This window comes from Sphingobium terrigena (assembly GCF_003591655.1).
Lineage (GTDB): Bacteria > Pseudomonadota > Alphaproteobacteria > Sphingomonadales > Sphingomonadaceae > Sphingobium > Sphingobium terrigena.
Genome location: NZ_QVRA01000002.1, coordinates 281,847 through 303,237 on the forward strand (window position 1 = coordinate 281,847; position 21,391 = coordinate 303,237).

The 21,391-nt window shown below is 60.6% G+C and carries 13 protein-coding genes and 1 tRNA gene; 2 read left to right on the top strand and 12 right to left on the bottom strand.

Features of this window, described 5'->3' with window-relative positions:
• Positions 1-301: 301 nt before the first annotated feature.
• The 4 genes from D0Z70_RS03350 to D0Z70_RS03370 all read right to left on the bottom strand — a co-directional run bounded on the left by D0Z70_RS03350 (position 302) and on the right by D0Z70_RS03370 (position 4,452).
• Positions 302-1,039 carry a proteasome-type protease gene (locus tag D0Z70_RS03350; protein ID WP_119743966.1) on the bottom strand — a complete coding sequence of 246 codons (738 nt, stop codon included), beginning with the start codon at positions 1,037-1,039 and terminating at the stop codon, positions 302-304.
• A gap of 25 nt (positions 1,040-1,064) precedes the next feature.
• The gene (locus D0Z70_RS03355; protein ID WP_119743967.1) at positions 1,065-1,937 is read right to left on the bottom strand and encodes a transglutaminase family protein; all 873 of its coding nucleotides are present in this window, start codon (positions 1,935-1,937) and stop codon (positions 1,065-1,067) included.
• Positions 1,938-1,958: 21 nt separating this feature from the next.
• A complete protein-coding gene (locus D0Z70_RS03360) occupies positions 1,959-2,891 on the bottom strand; it encodes an alpha-E domain-containing protein (protein ID WP_119743968.1) in 933 nt (310 codons plus the stop codon).
• 151 nt (positions 2,892-3,042) lie between these two features.
• A complete protein-coding gene (locus D0Z70_RS03370; protein WP_119743969.1) occupies positions 3,043-4,452 on the bottom strand; it encodes a circularly permuted type 2 ATP-grasp protein in 1,410 nt (469 codons plus the stop codon).
• A 97-nt stretch (positions 4,453-4,549) separates the two neighbouring features.
• Here D0Z70_RS03370 and D0Z70_RS03375 point away from each other — a divergent pair, with 97 nt between their 5' ends.
• On the top strand, positions 4,550-5,428 hold the full coding sequence (locus D0Z70_RS03375) for an alpha/beta hydrolase (protein ID WP_239018792.1): 879 nt from the start codon (positions 4,550-4,552) through the stop codon (positions 5,426-5,428).
• A gap of 97 nt (positions 5,429-5,525) precedes the next feature.
• A tRNA-Met gene (locus D0Z70_RS03380) sits at positions 5,526-5,602 on the top strand.
• Positions 5,603-5,914: 312 nt separating this feature from the next.
• Here the strand turns inward: D0Z70_RS03380 and D0Z70_RS03385 are convergent.
• From D0Z70_RS03385 to traA, 8 genes are all read right to left on the bottom strand, one after another.
• Positions 5,915-7,426 carry an AlbA family DNA-binding domain-containing protein gene (locus tag D0Z70_RS03385; protein WP_119743970.1) on the bottom strand — a complete coding sequence of 504 codons (1,512 nt, stop codon included), beginning with the start codon at positions 7,424-7,426 and terminating at the stop codon, positions 5,915-5,917.
• 3 nt (positions 7,427-7,429) lie between these two features.
• Entirely contained in the window at positions 7,430-9,520 is a 2,091-nt protein-coding gene (locus D0Z70_RS03390) for a 3'-5' exonuclease (RefSeq protein ID WP_119743971.1), read from the bottom strand.
• Entirely contained in the window at positions 9,517-9,822 is a 306-nt protein-coding gene (locus D0Z70_RS24795; RefSeq protein WP_220475616.1) for a hypothetical protein, read from the bottom strand. Before D0Z70_RS24795 ends, D0Z70_RS03390 begins: the two co-directional genes overlap by 4 nt.
• A 454-nt stretch (positions 9,823-10,276) precedes the next feature.
• Positions 10,277-13,168: a site-specific DNA-methyltransferase gene (locus D0Z70_RS03400; RefSeq protein ID WP_119743973.1), complete on the bottom strand. Its 2,892-nt coding sequence runs from the start codon at positions 13,166-13,168 to the stop codon at positions 10,277-10,279.
• A complete protein-coding gene (locus tag D0Z70_RS03405) occupies positions 13,168-14,175 on the bottom strand; it encodes a protein NO VEIN domain-containing protein (protein ID WP_119743974.1) in 1,008 nt (335 codons plus the stop codon). Before D0Z70_RS03405 ends, D0Z70_RS03400 begins: the two co-directional genes overlap by 1 nt.
• The gene (locus D0Z70_RS03410; protein WP_119743975.1) at positions 14,172-17,195 is read right to left on the bottom strand and encodes a BPTD_3080 family restriction endonuclease; all 3,024 of its coding nucleotides are present in this window, start codon (positions 17,193-17,195) and stop codon (positions 14,172-14,174) included. The genes D0Z70_RS03405 and D0Z70_RS03410 overlap by 4 nt, the downstream gene beginning before the upstream one ends.
• 402 nt (positions 17,196-17,597) lie before the next feature.
• A complete protein-coding gene (locus D0Z70_RS03415) occupies positions 17,598-18,350 on the bottom strand; it encodes a DUF6118 family protein (RefSeq protein WP_119743976.1) in 753 nt (250 codons plus the stop codon).
• 17 nt (positions 18,351-18,367) lie between these two features.
• Positions 18,368-21,361: a Ti-type conjugative transfer relaxase TraA gene (gene traA, locus D0Z70_RS03420; RefSeq protein WP_119743977.1), complete on the bottom strand. Its 2,994-nt coding sequence runs from the start codon at positions 21,359-21,361 to the stop codon at positions 18,368-18,370.
• Positions 21,362-21,391 lie beyond the last annotated feature (30 nt).

Genomic DNA, 21,391 nt, shown 5'->3' on the forward strand with positions numbered 1-21,391 from the left:
GGAGAGTCCGCTTTAGGGATTATCTAATTCAACAGCAGACTGTCGCCTACCCACCCAAGTCCGTCGCCCAACACAGGCGGACATCGCCGCCTTCTCCGCGCCTGCCCGTCTCTGCGCAAAAAAGTTGAATCACGCGGAGGCGCGGAGAGTTTGCCGTCGCGGCGTTGCGTTTTTGGGAGATGTCGGCAGATGGGTTCCCGCCTGCGCGGGAATGACGGGGAGATTAGACACAACCAGTGTCCAGTTCGCTCCGCTCGCACCTACCCCAAGCCCTCCCCAGAAAGGGAGGGGCTTTATTTACTCAATCCAATACGTTGGGCAGATCCTCAAACCCCTTACGGAGGGCGGCGCTCCAGCTTTGGGAGATCATCGCGAATTCTTCATTGTCGGCTTCGATGCGGGTGCGGACGCGGAAGTCGAACCTGTCGGTGGGAATGACGGTGAGGTCGAGCGGCATGCCGACCGAGAGGTTGGAGCGCAGGGTCGAGTCCATCGATACCAGCACCGCCTTTGTCGCGTCCTCCAGCGTGGTTTCGCGCTTGATGATGCGATCGAGGATCGGCTTGCCATATTTATGCTCGCCAATCTGGAAGAAGGGCGTGTCCTCGGTCGCTTCGATGAAATTGCCCGCGCTATAGACCAGATAGAGGCGCGGTTTGCCTCCGCGGCGCTGGCCCGCGATCATGATCGAGGCGCTGGCACCGGAGCCGCCCATTTCGATGCTTTCCCGGTAGCGGGTCTGCATCGCGCGCATGGCGTCGCCCACGATCTGCGCGACACGGTGCATGGTGCTGCAATTGAGGATGGTTTCGACGTCGGGGTCGAGCCTGGCGTCCTTGATCGCCTTGCTGAGCGTGGCTTTCACCCCCTGGGTGATGGACAGGTTGCCCGAACACATCAGCGTGATCGCCCGTTCGCCCTCAACCAGATAGGTGAAGCTCTTACGAAAGCGGGCGATATTGTCCATGCCCGCATTGGTGCGGGTGTCGGACAGCATGACCAGCCCCTGGTCAACCCGCACCGCCACACAATAGGTCATTCGTCCCCGGCCCCCGAAAGCTTTTTCAATGCTGCGCGTCGGACGGCGGGATAGACTGCTGCTGTTGCCGCTGCAACTGCCGTTCCTCGACGCCGTCATCCGCCTGCGCGATACGGACGTCCGCGTCAATCGAGATATCGCCCGCAACCGTGATCGTCCCCCGGATCGGCGCGGCCTCGTCCGCGTCCAGCCCGCTGGCGACGCGCAAATAGCGTTCGGTCACGCAGACGCGGTTGGAGGGATCAAAGCCGACCCAGCCCAGTTCAGGCACAAGCGCTTCGGCCCAACCATGGGTTTCGTGCAATTCACTGCCATCACCCGCGAGCAGATAGCCCGACACATAGCGTGCCGGAATGCCGAGCGATCGCGCCCCGGCGATGAAGATCTGGGCATGGTCCTGGCACACGCCTGCACCCAGCGCGAACGCCTGCGCGGCGGTGGTGGCCGATGTGGTGACGCCCGTGCGATAGCCAACCGCATCAATGACGGCGGCGGATAGCGCATGGAGGCGGGCGAGCGGGCCGTCGCCTTCGGGCGTGGCGCGCGCCATCGCGGCGATGCCATTCGACGCGCGGGTGAGTGCGGTTTCGCGCAGATAGTAAAGCGGATTGACCCGGCTGACCGGGGCGCCGACCACGCCATGGGTCTCGCGGGTTTCGACCAGCCCTTCGGCGACGATTACGGCATGATCCTGCCGGTCGCGCCTGATCCAGATCGTCTCCATCTCGCCATAGCTGTTGGGGCGGAAATCAGAGAGCACATCGCCGTTCACGCTGACCTGCCAGTCCAGCACGGTCTGCGCGGGCGTATTGACCGGCATCAGCTTGAGCCGCATCGCCACCCGCCCGGCCGAGGCGTCATAGCGATAGACGGTCTGGTGGCGGACGAGCAATTTCATGAAAGGCCCCCCTTCCCCGGTTCAGCCGAAATGATAGGCCTGGGCGATTTCCCCGCCCAGCTGGTTGGTCATTTTCAGGCCATGCTGCACCGTTTCATGCAGGCCGAAACGGAAGATTTCACCGCTGTCGAGCTGTTCCAGCGCGGCGACCATCTGCTGCACCGTGTCATGGCAGGCGGCGCGGGTGCCGTGCCAGCCCTCCAGCCGGTGCAGGCGGTAGGCCAGCTGATCGTAGCAATAGGCGACGCTGCGCGGGAACATGCGGTTGAGCATCAGGAAATCGGTGATCTGCCAGGGCGTATAGGTGCCGCCATAGACATGATGATAGGCGCGGCTGCCCGACAAAGCGTGCAGCACCGACGTCCATTGATAGTGGTCGCGATTGCCGCCGATGACTTCGGTTTCAGGCAGCAGGACATAATATTTGACGTCCAGCAGCCGCAGCGTCATCTGCGCCCGTTCCAGCGCCGAGCCGCAGCGCAGGAAATCATGGCCTTCATTGCGCAGCTGACCCGAATGGGTGGCGCCACGGAAGGTCATCACCCGCGTCTTGACCCAGTCGATCAGCGCAGGCAGCTGTTGCCGCGCTTCGCCGACATCATAGCTGTCCAGCTTGCGCCAGCCGTCGTTCAAGGCTTCCCACATATCCTGCGTCAGCATGGTGCGCGCCGATTTGGCGTTGGACCGGGCCTTCAGCAGGCAGGATCGGATCGAGCTGGGGTTGTCGAGGTCCAGCATCAGGAAGGACACGACATCGCTTTCGGTCACCTGCACCCCTTCGGGGAACTGGTGGCCGCTGCCGGTGGCGCGCACGACGGATCGCCATTCGTCGCGATGATGCGCGCCGGGCAGGATGGCCATGCGCTGACCCATGGTCAGCAGCCGCGCGGTAGCCTCGGCCCGCTCCATATAGCGCGCCATCCAGTAGAGATTTTCGGCGGTCCGGCTCAGCATCCTTTGTCTCCCCTCCCCTTCAGGGGAGGGGCCGGGGGTGGGGGCGTGCAAGATGGCACAGCGTGTGGGGATGGCCCCCACCCCAACCCCTCCCCTGAAGGAGAGGGGCTAAATTGATTTCGGCCGGGCATGCTATTCTCCATTGCCATCATCAATCCTGCATGACCCATGTGTCCTTCACCCCGCCGCCCTGGCTGGAGTTGACCACCAGCGACCCTTCGGTCAGCGCGACACGGGTCAGGCCGCCGGGGACCAGCCGCAATTGCTTGCCGACCAGGCAATAAGGACGGAAATCGGCGTGGCGGCCGACGACGCTGGCGGGGCCGAGTGTGGGGACGGTGGACAGGTCCAGCGTCGGCTGGGCGATGAACTTGCCCGGATCGGCGCGGATGCGGGCGGCATAGGCCTCCACCTCCGCCGTGGTGGATTTCGGCCCGATCAACATGCCATAGCCGCCCGAACCATGGACTTCCTTGGCGACCAGATCGTGCAGATTTTCCAGCACATAGGCACATTCGTCAGGCTTGCCGCATTGCCATGTCTGGATATTGTCCAGGATCGGCGCTTCGCCCAGATAGAAGCGGATCATTTCCGGCACATAGATATAGACCGCCTTGTCATCGGCGATACCCGAACCGGGGGCCGAGGCCAGCGTGACACCGCCGCTGCGATAGACGTTGAAGATGCCCGGCACGCCCAGCAGGCTGTCGGGGCGGAACACCAACGGATCGAGATATTCGTCGTCTATGCGGCGATAGATGACATCGACTATCTTTGGTCCCAGCGTGGTTTTCATCCACACCCGGCCTTCATCGACGAACAGGTCCGCCGGTTCGACCAGCTCGACGCCCATCAAGTCGGCGAGAAAGCTATGCTCATAATAGGCGCTGTTGAGAGAACCGGGGGTCAGCACGACGACGACGGGATCGCCCTTGCACGCGGGCGGCGCGACTTCCTTGAGGCTCTTGAGCAATTCGGCGGGATAGTCATCGACTGGGGCTACGATCCCCTGCGCGAAGAGTTCGGGGAACATGCGCGTCATGATGTCGCGATTTTCGAGCATGTAGGACACGCCGGACGGGGTGCGGCAATTATCCTCCAGCACCTCGAAACTGCCAGGGCCAGTCCGCACGATGTCGATGCCCACGATATGGCTATAGACTTTGCCCGGTGGCGAGAAGTCCGCCATTTCGGCCAGATAGGCGCTGTTCTGATAGATGATGTCGGCGGGCATGATACCTGCCTTCACAATCTCGCCGCGATGATAGACGTCGTGCAGGAAGGCGTTGAGCGCGCGGGCGCGCTGGCGGATGCCCTTGTCCAGCACGCGCCATTCCTGCGCGGTGAAGATGCGCGGCAGCAGATCGAAGGGGATCAGCCGTTCAGGGTCGCCCCCCTCACCATAGACAGCAAAGGTGATGCCGATGCGGCGGAAAATAGCCTCTGCCTCGTCCAGTCGACGGTTAAGCCCGGAAATGCCCGTTCGCTCCACCCATTTCTGCACTTCAGCGTAGCAGGGGCGTATCGAACCATCAGGCTCAAACATTTCATGGAAGGGCAAGTTGTCGATCCTCCCTCAGCCATCATGGCCGGTTGTGCGTTGCAACATTAGGACTTGGCCCAAAAAAGATTGCAACAGAAAAATCGCGCTTAACCCTGTGATTGCGCTATTCGTGGCGCAGAACGGCATGGGGACGATGATGCGGGGCGGGAAAACGGCTTTTATTGCGGCGGCACTGATGCTGGCCTCCTGCGCTTCGGGCGTGCGGGAGCGGATATATAAAGCCGACGCTACGCCGATCAGCGTGGCGCAATGGACCAAGGCACCGCCCCAGTCGCTGCCGGTGCGGACGGAGGATGGGCTGGCGCTGACCGGCTATTATTGGCCGGGCGATCCGGACGATCCCGATATCATTCTCTTCTTCCATGGCCGCGGATCGAACCAGGGGGTGGCGGCGCGCTATGCCGAACATCTGACCGGGCGCGGCGATCATGTCATCGTCGTCTCCTATCGCGGCTTCGGCGGCAATCCGGGCAGTCCGACGCAGGCCGGGCTGATGGCCGATGGCCGCGCCTTCGTGGCGCGGGCGCGAGAACTCATCGGACCGGACTCGCATGTCTTTCTGGTCGGCCATTCGCTGGGTGGGGCGGTGGCGTTGCATGTCGGGGCGACCGTGCCAGTGACGGGCGTGGTCACGCTATCGACCTTCGACAAGCTGGAGGAATCAGCCCCCGGTGGTGTCGGGCTGCTGCTGCCCGACAAATGGAATAATCTGGACGCGGCAACCAAGATTCATGCGCCGCTCGTCATGATGCTGGGCACCGCCGATGACCGGGTGGAGCTAAGCCAAGCCGACGCGCTGTTCGCCGCCGCTGGCAAGCCCACCACCCTGCTGACCGTGCCGGGCGCGGGCCATAATCCCGACATGAGCCAGCTTGGCCCGCTGGTGAGCGAAGCGGTCGGTGCGATCGATTCGGGCGCAATGGCGGCCTATCCCACGGCGCTGCCCGCAGGCTGGAGCGTGCGCCGCAAATAAGTTGCCTGCCACCCGCATTACCCCCGTTGACCGACCCGCCCCCGCTGCGTATAGCGCCGCCTCACCGCAGGGCGACACGCCCCGCGCGGCCCCATGGGGCGGAGTAGCTCAGCTGGTTAGAGCAGCGGAATCATAATCCGCGTGTCGGGGGTTCAAGTCCCTCCTCCGCTACCAGTCAAGGGGTTTATCGTGTTGTTTTGACATGATAAACCCCAGACCCCAATCAGAAAAAGCCACATTTGTTCCCACTTTTCAATTGCGCCGCCATGGCATGATTCGGAACAGAATGGGATGCAACCTGGCTTTTCCTTTGGCGGCCGTTAAGCTTGGGCTGTGTGGAATAGGAAAATAGCCAACCTGATTGCCGTGCAAAAAGTGGCGGATGGACCGCTTTATGAATAGAGGTCGAGATAAGTCGAGATAAGCGGAGAAGGCATGGGTCACCATGCGAATCACGGAATTCGGCCTACGCGCAGCACATCAATATCAAGTGATTTGAAAGAACATTTCATCGATCCTGCACGCAGCTTTAAAAACGGAGCTGAGTGCGTTGCTGTCAGCCCCAGCCAAATCGTGGCAGTGCCTCAAGGCGGCCAATGCATGAGTCAGCGACATTCTGGTTTTCGAGATTGAACAGATGGCCTGACAGAAGGTCACGACATCTTCTAGCTTAGTGGGTACCTTGGCCGTCCCCTGTTCGAGACCGAATGCCACGCTACGGGCTTTTCTCGTCGGCGAAGAGGTGTGCGCCTTTTCCTTGCCAGAAAGGCGCGCGACAACGGTTTTCTTTTTCTCCTTTTGTGAGGTGGCAAGCGCCGTTACCTCATCCATCATCGCCGATGGAGTAAGGTTCGCTTGATTAGTGAAGTAGAACAACGGGAGCCATTTGCGTGGCTGCGACACGGCAGCAAGCACATATTCCCTTGGATTTGTAACGGTTTCTTGGGCAAGGAATGCTTCGAGAATCCGCTCCTGTGAAATTGCCTTATCGATATGCTTCTCGGCTAGCAGCGACTGGACGTTGACTGCCTTCACCTCGCCCACCAGTTTAAGCGTGGGCGCTCCATCCACCTCGTCGAAATGACCTTCACGAATGAAGTTGATGCCCTTTGCCAGTTCCTCGTCGATCAGGATTTCACGGCCATCAGCATCAAGGACATTTTTGTCAGTATCGAGGATCAATGCATTAGCGGTTCCAACCGTGGCAAGTTTGCCTGCTGCGCTAGCCAGCGCGAGTTGCGCTTTCCGATCGCGCTCGGCCAGCAACTCCCGCAAATCGGTAAATTTGATGCGCGCTGACTGGCCCGCGTAGCGAAAGAGGATCTCCCCCTCCTTCAACTTGTCGCCGTCATCCTTGCATACGATCACAGGCTTGTGCGGGTGCTGCTCCACATGGATGAATCCGACCCTTTTTCGGTCCAGGTCGATCACTTCCTTCGTCGTGATAACCGGCGTGGGCGCAAGGTGGACCTTTACCTTGTCCATCAGTTTAGCAACATCGAAATTCGCAAAATCATCGCTTATGCCAACGACTTTGCAATCACTGTTGGACACTCCAACAAACAGGTATCCACCCCGGTTGTTCGACATGGCTGCTATGGCGCATAAGACAGCCGAGAGCTTCTTTGGGTCGAACTCCTTTTTGCACTCGTGCTGGTCCGTTTCGCCGTCTTTCAGCCTCCACGAATTGTCTTCGAGTTTCTCGAAAAGTGCCCGCGCTCGCTCTGCTCTTGATGGCTCTGTGGCGGGTGCTGGTCCGCTTATGACTGCCCCGATTTCAGCAGCCTTAAAAGACGCAAGAAATGCGTCGAGCGCCAAATTCTCTGCCTTTGGAACCTCGGGACCGTAGCTGCCGTCGCGAATCCCCGTGATCCGCCCACTGTTGACCGGGCGATCCTGACGGTTGAAATAAAACTGAATATCCCGGTTTTTCATGCCGCGCCCGAGCATGGCTTTAATCAGTCCTATCTCCTCATCGTGGATGCTGCGCTTCGCCATCCGCTACTCCCGTGAAACACGGATATCGCCGAGGAACTCGGAGACGGGCTTGGTCCCACTGATATGCAACCTGTCGCGTGCGCGGGTGCAAGCCACATAAAACAGGTGCCGCTCCGTTTCGAAGACTTCGCGTAGTTCGTCTTCGTCGGTCGCATCATCCACGCGCGATTGGAGCGGGAGGGCCTCGTCGTCACACGCCATGACCGCGACCGCCTTGAATTCCAGGCCCTTGGCGAGATGCATCGTCCCGATCGAAACGCAGTCCCCGAAATCTTCGGCGCGCTCGGTCAACTGTCGGGCTTCCAGACCGGCGGCTGTGACAGCAGCGCGAGCGCGTGACAGGAGATCGCCAGATCGGACGAACAGGCCCATCTCGGACGCCGCAATGCCGTCTTCGCTTGCTGCGCGCAGGAACGCGGCGACCGCCTCAGTTTCGGCATCCTGATCGGAGCAAAGCGCCACAACCGGTGATGGCCCCTCGAAAACCGATTGCGCGCTGCGCCTGTCATCTTCCAGCCCATCGGCATCGCGCACTGTGGGTGGCAACAGATGGTCGGCGGCCTCTCTGATCTGGCGTGATGTGCGGTAGTTGATCCTGAGCATCGCCGATCGACCACGCACATCAACGCCGAGCGCCTTCCAAGAAAATGGTTGCTGGAAAATGCGCTGCCCAAGGTCACCCGCGAAGAACAAGGCGTTCGGCCCCGATGCAAGCGCCGCCAGCATCCGAAGCTGCGCCACGCCCAAATCCTGCGCTTCATCGACGATGATGTGGGTGAAGGGCTTTTCGACCTTGCTCCTGTATTCACGCTCAACGGCGGCGAACATCTGTGGAATTGTCACCATGCCGCGTGCCGACAAAGCTGCCCGCACCGCTTCAAAGATCGGCCATAAAGTCTCGCGCTGGCGCGTGCCGAGGCGATTGCGCCGACCGATGCGCGGCACATCGGCATAGTCCGCAAGACTGGTGATGCCCCAGCCATCCACCACATGCCGCCATTCCGAAGCGACGAAGCGCAATGGCAAGCCGGTAAAGTCCGCCGCCTTCATTTGCGCCTCTATCAGCGCCTGTTGTGCATCGTCGGTAGCGATTGAGGCCCGGCGTCCCGTCGATAGCTGGAAGAGTTCTGAGGCCGTGTCATCAAACGACGCGACTGTCACCCGGTCCAGCGCCGCCCGATCCCCCGACAGCAACATTGCCAGTTTTGGTTGCAGCGCATTGGCCAGCGGGCGCGAAAATGTCGTGAGCAATACGCGGGCATTCGGATCGCTGCGCACGGCCCGTGCGGCACGATGCAGGGCGACAATGGTCTTGCCCGTCCCTGCCGTCCCTGTGACCCGTGCAGGGCCGCTATAGTCACGTTCGACCACCGCACGTTGCGACGGGTGCAGGAACACGCTCCACTTGTCCCACGGATAATCCAAAGCGAGGCGAAGCGCGTCCTCGCTTTCCACAGTCTGCACGCGACGCAACGTATCGGGATGCGCGAACGGCTCGACCGATATCGGTGCGGGCGTTGGCAGCCGTCCTGTGGCCGCATAGTCGAGTAAGGCTTCCGCGACCTCTGCGGGAACGCGATCACTCATCTGGAAGAAGCGATCTTCAGTCCAGCTTCGGATATCCGCCAGCCAATCCTCCGGCGTGCCGATGTTCAGCAAGTCATCGTCGGATAATGCCGCAAAGATCGCCGGAGCCTCGACCGCTGGCGCTTCAATGAACGGCTCGGGAACCGATGATGCGAATAGCGGCCCGATTTCCTCGATCCGCTCATGCACCTCGACAATCTGGATTGCTCCTGTGCGCGGGTGCGCCTCGATCCGGCGACGCTCGGCCCACGCATAGGCCTTATCGTGGTGATCGACATAGGCGATGAGCAAGCTGTCGTCGGTCTTGTGGACTATCAGCCGCAGGTCGCGCGTCACCCGTACCGACCAGAAATTAGCATCCTTGGATCGTTCGATGCGGTGGAACGACAACCCCTTGCCGGCGGGATCGATCTGCAAATCGACCACGGTTGCCTTCGCCGCCTTGCTCTCTTGAGCGGGCAACCGCGCCAGTGCGGCGGTGAAGGTATCGGCAAGGTGGAACTTCATTTCCGCCGCTTCTTTCTGCGGGCTTTGCGCCTCCGCGTCGATGATACTGCCTTGGACCTCTTGCGCTCAATCTCGACCTTTTGAGGGGCAAACTCCGCAAAGCTGAAAAACGACATCTTATCGCCCAGCAGATACAAGGTCTCGCCCACGGTCGGCAGGTCGGCTCGCCCTGCCGTTGAAAATCGGATCGATTTGTTGGTTGGATCAGAGGCGTTGTTCACTACGAAATAAGCGATCTCGTCCCGCATCGCGCATCGCTTCACCGTGCAGCGATCCCAGCCATCAATTGTGCGCGCGGGCACCGCATATTCGCCATCGCTACCAGTATCGTTGGGCGTTGCATCTGCCTCAATCGGACCAGTTTGTATTGTCCGCCTTGTTATGCTCACAACGATCTTCGGCCTTTGGCCTAGACCCTCTGCCCGGACAGGATCATTGTCTGTGCATGGATGCTTAGGCCATGGTGGGCCAAGATCGTCGAAATAGACGCGGCTCCCGAAATCATTCTGATAGAAAAACACCTGAGCACCGCAGACCGGGCAGGTTGCGTTTGGAACAGTGAAAGAAGCACGGCTGCCATCTGAAATGAGACGGGCGATAGGTTGGGGCGATGGGCGAGGCGATGGCGGCGGCGGGGGTGGTGGCGAGTAATATATCCCGCCCCAATCATCGCGATCCACCGTGTGGCCACTAACCCAATAGGTCGTGCCATACATGTTGGTTCGCCAATGTCCGGAGCGGTGAAAACGGCTCACTTTACACCCCGAACACCTTCATCACTTCATCGCCAAAGTGATTGATGACCTTCACCGCGATCCGGCCTGTATCGGGCCGGTCGAACGGGCGTGACGTGGCGCGGTTGAGGGTAGCCCATGCTTCCTCGTCGATTTCGGCTTTCAGGGCGTTCTTCAACTGCTTGTAGGGTTCGTTCGCGCCGAGAAAATAGGCGTGGCGGACGAAGAAACTTTCCTCGTTATAGGCCGTGTCGATGAACCACGCGGCGATGCCCTTCACGTCGTTGGAGCGGACTTCGCCGGTGTTGGGATCGTAGATATCGACGCCGTTGACCCGCACCGTGATGCAGCCATCGGCTTCGTCGAGAATGTCGATATCGGGTTCGCCGAAGACGGTGAACAGGTTGCCCTTGCCGGTATTCTTGAGTTCACCCGCCATGTGCAGATCCGGGTTCATCTTGGCCTTGAGGATTGGCAGCGGGCCAAGCCGCGTGAGTTCCGAGGCGTGGGCATCGAAGGAAAAGGCGGTGGCGATCAACACGTCGAAGCGGCTTTCGGCAGCTTCGCGGGCAGCAGCGGTCAAATCGATGCGCGACAAGGTGCCGAATTCCGGGCCGATGAAAATCGCGGCGCGGCGTTCGGTTTCGCCCTCCATGAAGCGCCCTTCCGCGCCGATATAGCCGCGTCCGGCGAAGGGGATAACGCTGGTGAAGGTGATGCGATCATCGCGGTCGGTCTGATGGACGCCCGCCGTTTTCAAATGCTCGATCACCATCGCCGCGAAGTCGGTTTCGGACGAAGACAGCCGCCCGCGCTTCTTCTTGCCATCCGCTGCGTCGAGAACGTCGATCAGTTCTTCAGCATCGGCGGGGACGATGCGGTGCGGCGACAGGCTTTCGACCGTGAAGGGACCGGCAACGCGAACCCGGTTCGGATCGGCATAAGGCTTGTCGTAAAGATATTCGACGTCCGCCGCCTTGGCGATCGAGGCGTCAGTCTCCTTCTGGAGGGCAATGCGCGCTTCCCACCAAGAGGCATGGACGCCCACGACATTGCTCGACCAGCCAGCATCGGGTTCCCGAGGGATTTCCCATTCCGCCCAGTTGTTGCCCGTGAGGCTGTTCAGTTCGGCGCGGCGTGGTTCGAGAACGTCTTGCCACTTGTCCCAGATGACATCGATTTCGCTGTTGTTGGCGATCGATTTGAGCGTGATGTGGGGCACCCGTTCGTAGACGAAGCCTTGGCGCACATCGCCATAGGTCGGACTATCTGACGGCGGCTTGCCGGTGGCCTCAGCCTCCTTGCGCCGTCCTTCGGCACTGTCGGCCAGAAGATACCACGGATATCGGGCCGCCATGACCCGCGTGCGTGCCAACGCCAACGCTACGCGACTGGTATCCATCGTGATCCAGCGGCGGCCCCATTGTTCAGCCACAAATGCCGTGGTGCCCGAGCCGCAGGTTGGGTCAATCACGAGATCGCCGGGATCGGTCGCCATTAATATGCATCGCTCCACGACTTTGGCTGAGGTTTGAACAACGTATGTCTTGGGGTCTGCATAGCCCGAAATAATGGTATCATCCCAAACGTTGGGAAAGGTCACTACCGGGAAATCATCTGCATAACGCCGGTAGCGGATGCGCTGCCCTATCCCAACGAGCCGCCGAGCACGCGCCAGTCGAGGCATACCTGCTCGGGATGCCTTCCAATGAGTATTGGGCGGCAGATTGTACACCTTTCCGTCCAATGTGATGGGATATGTGCCGGATTCACTCGCGCCTTGGGAGCTAATAGTGTCGGGCATATATCGGGGATCGCCAAACCCATGCTTGAACCGAATCTGGTCGGAACCTGTATATTGAGAAGATAATAGATCGTCTGATTTTTCCTTGAAGACCCTACGGAACTTCATTTTTTTAAAGTCTCGCGCATACCATAGAATAATATCGTATGTATTCTCGATATAAGCCGCTCCACTGCCTGATGTCTTTTTGAAAGAAATTTGGGAAATGAAATTCTGTTCTCCGAACACTTCATCCAGTAGCGCGCGAAGGCGATGCACATTTTCGTCACTGATTTGCACGAACATCGAACCACTGTCGGTCAACAACTCCCGCATGACGGTCAGGCGATCGCGAAGGTAGGTCAGGTAAGAGTGGATGCCGTCCTTCCACGTATCTCGAAACGCCTTAACCTGTTCTGGTTCGCGACTTAGATCGGCCTGCTTACCGTCTTTTACGTCGCGGTTCTGTGTCGACACTTGCCAGTTCGACCCGAACTTGATCCCATAAGGCGGATCGAAGTAGATCGCCTGCACCTTGCCTTTGAGTGCCTCGCGCTCAGCAAGGCTCGCCATCGCCTGAAGGCTGTCTCCAAGGATCATCCGGTTCGACCAGTGTTGTTCGTGTTGGTAGAACTCGGTGCGCGCCATCGGGTCGGCAAGGCCGTTGAAATCAGCGAACAGATCGGGCGCGTCGGTATCCGCTTCCTTGGTCGCCTTCGACCGGCGGATCAGGTCGTCGATGATCGCCTTGGGGTGCACTTTTTCCTGAATGTAGAGCGGCGGCGCGGTGACGATCAGATCGGACCAGTCCTGCCGGTCCTTGCCGCGCCAGACGAGCTGGGCATCCCCGATTTCGACCTCGCCGGTTTCGGATAGTTGGGCAACCTGGGCCTTGGTCAGCCGGATACGCGCGCCGTTCCACACGATCTGTGGATCAAGGTCGGTATCGCGCTCGCGCGACTCCCCTTCCGCTAATGGACGGGCACGCGGATAGGCGATCGGCGCAAGCGGATCGAGTTCCTCCTGCATTGCCGCCAGATCGGCCATTTCAGCGGTCGGGATGTTGCGGCGCGCATCGCGATCATGGGCAAGCGTCGTGACCTGTTTGGGGGCTTTGGGCTTGCGCGCCATTAATTACTCTCCGGTGTCGGTACAAATTTTCCGATATAGACGTAGGGTTCGAGGTCGAACGCCCGCGCCAAATCCCTCGCGTCATATTCGTTGATCTTCGGCGTATCGGACAGCGCCGAAGTCACCATAGCCAGCCGCCATGCAGGGTTGGACTGCATCCCCTTCCCATGCTCGTTCCGGGTCAGGAAGAATTGGGGTGTGGCGCTCGACGTGCCTTTGACTTCGATGTGCCTCACCGCCTTCCCCTTGGTGAAGACGAAATCATAACCGCAAGGCAGGTGCGTGACGCGGTCGGTGGTGAAGCCTCGTGCTTCGTAATGTGCGATCACTGCCCGCTCTGCCGCCTTCTCGACGTTCTTGCGATGCTCTGGCGTGCCGAAGCCCTTCAACGGATCGGCCGCGTCAATCTCCGGGTCGGGCAGGTTGCCCTCGCTTGGATTTTTGACGGCGAACGGCTCAAGCGCCTTTAGGCGGCCTTCGAGCAACTTGAGCACGCGCTTCTTGTTGTCGCTCGATTTAACGTCCGGCCCTTCTAGGAACGAGTATTTTCCCTGCCTGATTGAATTGTCCGAAAAGGGCATGGTCCGATGCTCGGGCGGCACGAAATAGGCCGTCTTGCTGCTGATGCAGTAGGACCAGTCATAGCCCGGATGCACGGTATCGCCACGCTTCGACATCGTGCCTTCTGGCGGATCGAGCCAATCCCCGTGGAGGGTCGCATCCTCATACCACCCGACGACGTGAACGCCCGTATGCTTGGGGTTTTTTGCGAGGCAAACCACCGTCCAGCCGTGGGGATCGGCGTTTGACGGCGCATATTCCTTCTTCTGCGGCGGGACGTAGCAATGATAGGTGCCGTTCGGTCCGGGGTTGAAGTTGAACGCCTCGTGCCCGCGCCCCTCGTTCTTCTTCCCCTTATTGTCGTTCAACCAGCCGAAATTGCCATCGACCGGCCCGCCACGATAGAGTTCGGACCAGCCGAATTTGACCCACAGAATTTTCTTCATGGCCGGATCGCCTCTTCAACCAGCTTGGCGAACGCGGCTTCAATCTCAAACACGTCCGTAAACTCCGCAAACTGCCAATGGCCGAACGTGCCGAGGTTATTCACGCCCGGGACCCACAGGGTTTTCATCGTCTCGGCCTTCAACTGCGCATCTCCCTTGCGATACCCCTTGGTTTCCAGAATGAGATTGAGCGGATCGTCCTGTCCGGCGTCGATTTTCACGATCATGTCCGGCAGGTAGCGGCGCGGTGTCGATCCGTCGCGATAGGGGACTTCGAAGCCAAGCCCCTGATTCTTGACGAAGGCAATCACGCGCGGATGCGTTTCGAGCACGCGGGCAAGTTCCGCCTCCCATGTGGAATCGCAGACGACATGGCTGACATGGGTGCGATGATCGCTCTTGTAGGTGTCCTTGCTTGTCGTGAAGTTGACGAAGCGTGATGACGCCTTGGGGTTGTAGGGATCGAGGATCGCTTTGATCGCCTTCGATCCATGCTCGAAACGCTGGCAGGCGAGGAAAATGCGTTCCGCCGCTTGATCCTTGATTTCAAGATAGTCGAGGACGCCCATCGGCACGCCGTTCAGGACGAGATAGCCTTCGTCTAGCCATTCGCGCACGACCCGGCGCACCTGCCCGAACAGGTGAACGGGCAAGTCGCCATCATCGCCCGCAAAGCGTTTCAGCAGATGCGCGGCAAGGCTGTAGGCGATGGCGCTCGGTCGTTGATCGCCGACGCCCTGCGCAGTCAGCTCCTCGCTCGCGCCGACGATGCCCTGCATGGTGACGCGCGACGGGCCAATCATCGATGGATCGACCACAAGGCGACTGTCGGCGTTGAACGTCGCGGAAATACGTTCTTCGGGAAGATCGACGCGGTAGCCTTCCACGCGCGGGAAGACGATTTCGAGTTCAGGCTTGGCGGCAACCCGTTCCTTCACAGCCTGAACGCGCGTGACGACCTTCGGCGTCGTCGGCTTCACCACAACGGGTTTAGCGGTGAAATCGAACGGGATGCCGAGCACGTCGGCATACTCGACATCAAACAGGCCATGCTCGTTCAATTCGTAGGATTGGCGACGCAGCCCGCGCCCCACAACCTGTTCGCACAGCAATTGCGTGCCAAACGCCCGAACGCCGAGGATGTGCGTCACGGTGTTCGCGTCCCACCCTTCGGTCAGCATGGACACCGAAACGACGCATCGCACGCACTCGCCAAGCCGACCCACGCGCCCCACGGTGTTCATCACCTCGCGCAGCAGTTCGGCGGGATCGATATCGTCGGCGTCTTCTGCTCTACCCGTCCGCTCCTGCTTCTCGCGGCGAAACTGCTCTATTTCGGCGGCGGCGATCTTGCGGAAATCCGCGTCCATCGTCTCACCGCTCTCGACCTGCGCGCTGTCGATGAGGAACGTCGGGGCCTTGGCAAGCCGGTTGCCGTGTTCGTCATAGTTGCGGAACAGTTCGAGATGGCCACGATGGATGTTGACCATCTCCCCATCCGCGTTCGGGCGGTTCCAGCCGGAAATCCACTCAGCGATCAGCTTGGAGGTCGAGGTATTGTTGCAAACGACGATGAACACGGGCGGGACCGGAATGCCCGCGCGCCGCCAAGCCTCATCGACTTTGACATAATGGTTGTAGAGCGCATCCAACGCGGTCAGCAATTCTGTGGGCAGTTTCAGCGGATCGAGGTCGCCCGACTTGGCCGCGCCTTTCTTGGGCATTTCCTTGCCGATATGATCCCACAGCTTGCGATAAATCGGCACGTCGGCGATCGGGAGATTATCGGCTACCGGCACGCGCGGTAGCTTGACGATCCCGCATTCGATTGCGTCCATCAACGAGAAGTCGCTGACCACCCAAGGGAACAGCGTGCCCTCGATATAGCCGGACCCGGACAGGAAAAATGGCGTTGCCGACAGGTCATAGACCGCCCGAACACCGGTCTTCCGTTTCAGCGCCTTGATGCCGTTGATCCAGAGGCGCGCGGCTTCCTTGTTTTCCTTGGCCTCGGCCTTGCTATCCGCGTCGGCCAAATCCTCGACGCTGCCCACCGGGCGCTCTTCGTAGCAGTGGTGCGCCTCATCGTTGATAACGACGACGTTCTTGATCGCCATCAGGTCACCACAAGCGCGTTGCAGCATCTGGCCTTCGGTTTCGGTCGTCATCGGCGCTTCGCCGCGTCCTTGCAGGAGCGCTTTGCCGACCTTGGTGACGTCCATCGTCTCACGCCGTTTGAAGGCGTGATAATTGGTGATGACGATCTTTGCCTTGGCGATTTCAAGTAGCATGTCCGATGGGACGATATCGCGGAACCGATAGTAGTTGTCGGGATCGTCAGGCAGCAGCACACGCAGCCGGTCCTTGATCGTGATACCCGGTGCAACGATCAGGAAGCCCCGGCTGAACAAGCTGCTGGTCGGCGAACGCACGGCATTGACGGTCTGCCAGGCGATCAACATCGCCATGACTGTGGTTTTGCCTGCCCCTGTCGCCATCTTCATCGCAATGCGAAGGAGATCAGGGCTAGATTGCCGGTTCGCTCCCTCGATATGCGCCCACAGATGAGCATAGCGTTTTTGGCTACGAGCGACTTCGGTTAGCCAGATGACCGTCTCGACAGCTTCGACCTGACAGAAGAAGGGTCGCAGCCCTTCAACTTCTGTCCTCCGCCAATGGTGCAGCAGCCGCGCCGTAGCGGGTGACACCCCCCAATCGCGATCGCTGGGCAACGCCCGCCACGTTTCGACATGCGAGCGGATTTCGTTGATGATTGGCTTGGGGTTATATTCCTGATCCTCATCCGACAGACCTTCGGCGTCGGTGAAAACCAAAGAGGCTTGCGCCGCTTTCCCGGACTTGCGCTTGGGCTTGGGAACCGGTGTGATGAAGTCGCAAGGACGCCGTCCGCTGGTAGGCGGGGCTTCAAGTGGTTGTCCCTCCTCGTCCAGCGCGTGATACCGGGTCGGAGGCTCGTACGGCGAGTTAAGAATCGGATGTTCGAAGAAACTTTGCGACACGGTATCCCCCTCCGGTAGAGGGAGTATTGGCCGCAGCTTGGCGTTGCAAGGCTCGACAGGTCCGAAGTCTAACTAATGTGACTTTGATGCCCAAGTGTGGGCATTTCAAACATTTTGAGCCGCGCTAAGCCTCCTGCAAATGCGATGAGAAGCTACGCTTCACCTTGCGTCGTCGCCATCGGTCAAACCAAGCCGTCTAGCTTTTAAGTCGCCATTTCTCCCCGCTAGCGATTGATCCACCTTACTTCCAGGCGGTCAAAGCCGATTCAGACCTCACAGATGGCTCAATCCCCACTCGTCCGCCGATGAGCGACAATCGTTGTCGGAATGGAAAACTGTCCGACAAGAGGAATTGCCGAGGGTTTCGTCACGGCGCGGTTCGGTCCTACGCTCCCCAGAACCTCAATGCTTCCTAATGCTGATGGTGCATCGAACCGGCTTTTTGCTTTTGACGGCCGCATTCTCGCATGCGGCAATGGTATCGCGGTTCTCCCGCGCCAGGTCGGCGGCGTCCAGAATCACCTGCCAGCCGTCCGGGTTCCCGACGCGCATGAGGCGAATACCGGCATCCCATAGCGATGCCTCGCCTAGCGTGCGACGGGCAACCCGCTCCGGCCAATGCCAGCTTTGCGGGCCGATGCTCGCCGCCCAACCGGGATAGATCAGCCACAAAAGCAAGATGACCAGCGCCGCGCCTCCACCACAATAGAACATCTGCCAGCGCTGTTCCATTTTCGTCCGAATGGTGCCGATCGCGCGCATTTGATCCACCTGGACTTGATGATGCAATTCCACCGACTTCTTGATTGTTACCCGGTCGGTCTCGCGAGCCGCCATCGCCGCCTCGCCGATCCGCTCCGCCATGCTCTCCGGCGTCAACTGCATGGCGGGTGCATCCATGATTGTCTTCGTCTGCCCCGCCACCTTCGCAAGATAGCCGTTCATCTGGGCGAGTGTCGGCCCATAGTCCGGGAATTCCATGCTCTGCTTCTCGATGGCGATATGCTCAAGCGCACGGGCCATCACCGCCATACGCCCGTCCAACCGCTCCTCCATAGCGGCCACACGCTCCGAGAGGTGCGCGAAGGCGTCGGCGGCGGCATTTGACCGGGGTTCCGGCTCCGATTCGTTCAAAAGGCTTTGTTCGTCGTCCATGTCGTGTCTCCTTGGGGTTAGCGGCTCATGCCGCGACTGATGTCGCGTCCGTGATCGAAGGGGATGGAGGATGCGAGGTCATGGGAAAGGCTGCGGCCCGCCTGCTGGCCGATCTCAAGCCCAAGTTCGCGACTGCGCAGGCCCAGCACCGATTCAAGCTGGGCGTCGCGCTCAAGGCTTTTCGCCATGCCCGCCATCTGTTGCGCGGCACTTTTCGCGCCCCGAAAATTACCGTCGCGAACAAGGTCGGCATGATGGCGCTGCAACTGCTGCCACCCTTCCACGAACCGGTCGGCCCGCTGGAAGGGGTCCATGCGGATTTCGGTTTCCAGTTGCATCGCCCGCACGGCAGCCTGGCCACGCCCCTCTGCAGCCTCTCGGACAAGCTCTGGGCTGCTGCGCAACGCGCTGTTCAGGTCCGAAGAACCTTCGGGGCGGATGGCGTCCAAGGCATCCCGCGCCCTGTCGAACGCCTCGCGCTGGTGGGGCATGGCGTCCAGACCCTGCGCGCGGGTCTGCTGGATCGCTTGCCATGCCTTGGCATAGCGCTCTACCGCACCGCGCACGCCGCCTGCGCGCATTGGCTGTGCATCATATTCGGGCTGGCGCTGAACGGCCCGCTCCTGCGCGGGCGGTTCAGCTTTAGGCTGGAAGCCTGCAAATATGTCGCGTTCCTGCTGCGTCGGGTTACTGGGCCGGAAATTGTCGAAGATCCCGCGCGCTTTCTCGACGATGGGCCTTACGATCTCCGCGACCCGCTCGCCAAAGCTAATGCCACGCCGCTCGGCATATTCCCTTGCTGGGTCGGCTTGTCTGTAATCGGTGGCCATGTCCTTACCGCGCTCGCGCGACAGCGTGCGAACAAGCCGGGACTGATCGCGGAAATCATCGCGGCCATAATGGAGCGCCATGCCGTCGCGATGGCGGGACATGCCGACATAGGCCCCATGCCGATCCATCCCCGGCGTCGCCAGCAGATGCGCCCTGTCCACGGTCATGCCCTGCGCCTTGTGGATGGTAGCGGCATAGCCATGATCGAGGTCGCGATAATCTTTGGTGTCGAACGACACGACACGCCCGTCATCGGTTCGGACGGACATATGGGCCTCATTCACATGTTCGATGGTGCCCAGCGTGCCGTTCTTCACCTCCAGGCTGCGTTCGTTACGCAGGAACATGATGCGGTCGCCCGACGCGAACAGGCGGTCGCCTCCCTCGGTCTTCACCTGCCGCTCGTCGCCTAATTCGCCCTCATTGCGCATCGCCGCGCGCGCAGCCTCGTTGAGGTCGCGCACCTCCGCATTGGTGTGAGTCAGGATGATGCGGCTGGCGTCGGGATTTACTTGCCGTTCGCGATCCCAACGTTCGACCAGTTCGCGCCGTGCATCCTCGCGCGCCTCGGCCTGATGCACCATACCGTTGTCGGCATAGGCGGCAATCGCCTCGCCCGTCCGGCCGGTGGCCAGATGCCGGGTCGCATCCTGCTGCCATCCTTCATGCTGGCGGCGAACCTGCGTGATCTCGACGCCGCCATGGCGCTCATGGATCGCGCGGAACGCCGCGCCCGCTTCGATCGACTGCAATTGTTGCGGATCGCCGACAAGGACGACCTTTGCCCCAACATCGGCGGCATGGGACAGCACGCGCTCCATCTGCCGCGTGCCGACCATGCCCGCCTCGTCGATCACCAACACGTCACGGGCATTGAGCAAATCGCGGCCCTGCGCCCAGCTATGCTCCATGCTGGCGATGGTGCGCGACGCGATGCCGGAGCCATTCTCCAGCCCCTCGGCGGCGATGCCCGCAAGCGCCGCGCCGCGCACGTTGAGGCCCGCACTTTCCCACACGTCGCGCGCCACGCCCAACATAGCGCTTTTGCCGGTCCCGGCATAACCCAGCACCAGTGACAATCCACGCTCGCCCGTTATATGGCGCAGCGCGGCTTCCTGCTCTGCTCCCAGAGCAAGGCCACCACTCTCGGCGGCGCGACTGGCGTAGGTCGCCGCCGCCGAGAGACCATCGCTCCGGTCCATCGCAAGCCGGTCAGCGGCGCGGCTCATCCGCTGTTCGGTCTCGATCATCTCGCGCGAGGTGAACCGATCGTCGCCGCGCCCGTCCTTGCCCAGCGCGATCAGGTCCGGCGAAGCACGCACCGCGCGCATGGCCGCGTTGAACTGCTCCTGCCCATCGCTGTGCCGATGAATGAACATCGCCATGTCGCGGTTGGTGAATGTCGCCTGTTGGTGAGTAATGGCGTTAAGGGCGATGCCGGGATCGGCGATGATGCGTTCGCCATTCTCCCGCGCGATCTCGCGGTGCATCTCGGCGCGGTCGGCTTCCAACCCCTGGCCATCCATCCGATGCGCGGGGCCGCCGATCTTGCTTTGCGGTTCGAGGTCTATGCCCTGATCGGCAAGGCTGCGGCGATCGATGCGCGCGTCGATGTCGAGTTCGGCAAGGCGCGTGTTGACGTGGGTCTCCCAGCGTTCGCGCCAGCGCTCGACATTCTCATGATCGTTCCATTCGCGCACCTTTGCCCCGAACCCACCGGTGCCATCTTCGCGCTGCACAACCTCCCGCATAGTGAGCATGACGTGGGCGTGCGGTTTGGGCTGGCCGTCCGCGCCGATATCCCAATGCACATTGAGGTCGGCGATCATGCCGTGATCGACAAACTGCGCGGACACGAAATCGCGGGCCAGTTCGATGCCCTGCGCCTTGGTCATTTCGCGCGGAATGGCGAACTCGACCTCGCGGGCAAGCTGGGCGTCCTTGCGCTTCTCGAACGCCTCGACATCGTTCCAGAGGCGTTCGCGGTCGTGCCATTGTTCCGGCGTGCCTTCGGGTAACATGTTTTCGCTATGCTCGACGCCGGAGCGGGCGCGGAAATCATGGTCGCGATCCAGGCGCTCGTCGTGCAGGCGTTCGCCCGCACGATAGGCGGCGGCGGAGACGGCGGAGCGGCCCGCCGCGCGACTAATGACCTGAACGGAGAAATGGAAGATCGCCATGACGATCGTCCATCTACTATGCTCAAGCGC

Coding starts and splice junctions, on each gene's coding strand:
- D0Z70_RS03400 (WP_119743973.1), bottom strand. CDS start 13,168: ATGGCGCGCAAGCCCAAAGCCCCCAAACAGGTCACGACGCTTGCCCAT.
- D0Z70_RS03405 (WP_119743974.1), bottom strand. CDS start 14,175: ATGAAGAAAATTCTGTGGGTCAAATTCGGCTGGTCCGAACTCTATCGT.
- D0Z70_RS03355 (WP_119743967.1), bottom strand. CDS start 1,937: ATGAAATTGCTCGTCCGCCACCAGACCGTCTATCGCTATGACGCCTCG.
- D0Z70_RS03415 (WP_119743976.1), bottom strand. CDS start 18,350: ATGGACGACGAACAAAGCCTTTTGAACGAATCGGAGCCGGAACCCCGG.
- D0Z70_RS03360 (WP_119743968.1), bottom strand. CDS start 2,891: ATGCTGAGCCGGACCGCCGAAAATCTCTACTGGATGGCGCGCTATATG.
- D0Z70_RS03350 (WP_119743966.1), bottom strand. CDS start 1,039: ATGACCTATTGTGTGGCGGTGCGGGTTGACCAGGGGCTGGTCATGCTG.
- D0Z70_RS03390 (WP_119743971.1), bottom strand. CDS start 9,520: ATGAAGTTCCACCTTGCCGATACCTTCACCGCCGCACTGGCGCGGTTG.
- D0Z70_RS03385 (WP_119743970.1), bottom strand. CDS start 7,426: ATGGCGAAGCGCAGCATCCACGATGAGGAGATAGGACTGATTAAAGCC.
- traA (WP_119743977.1), bottom strand. CDS start 21,361: ATGGCGATCTTCCATTTCTCCGTTCAGGTCATTAGTCGCGCGGCGGGC.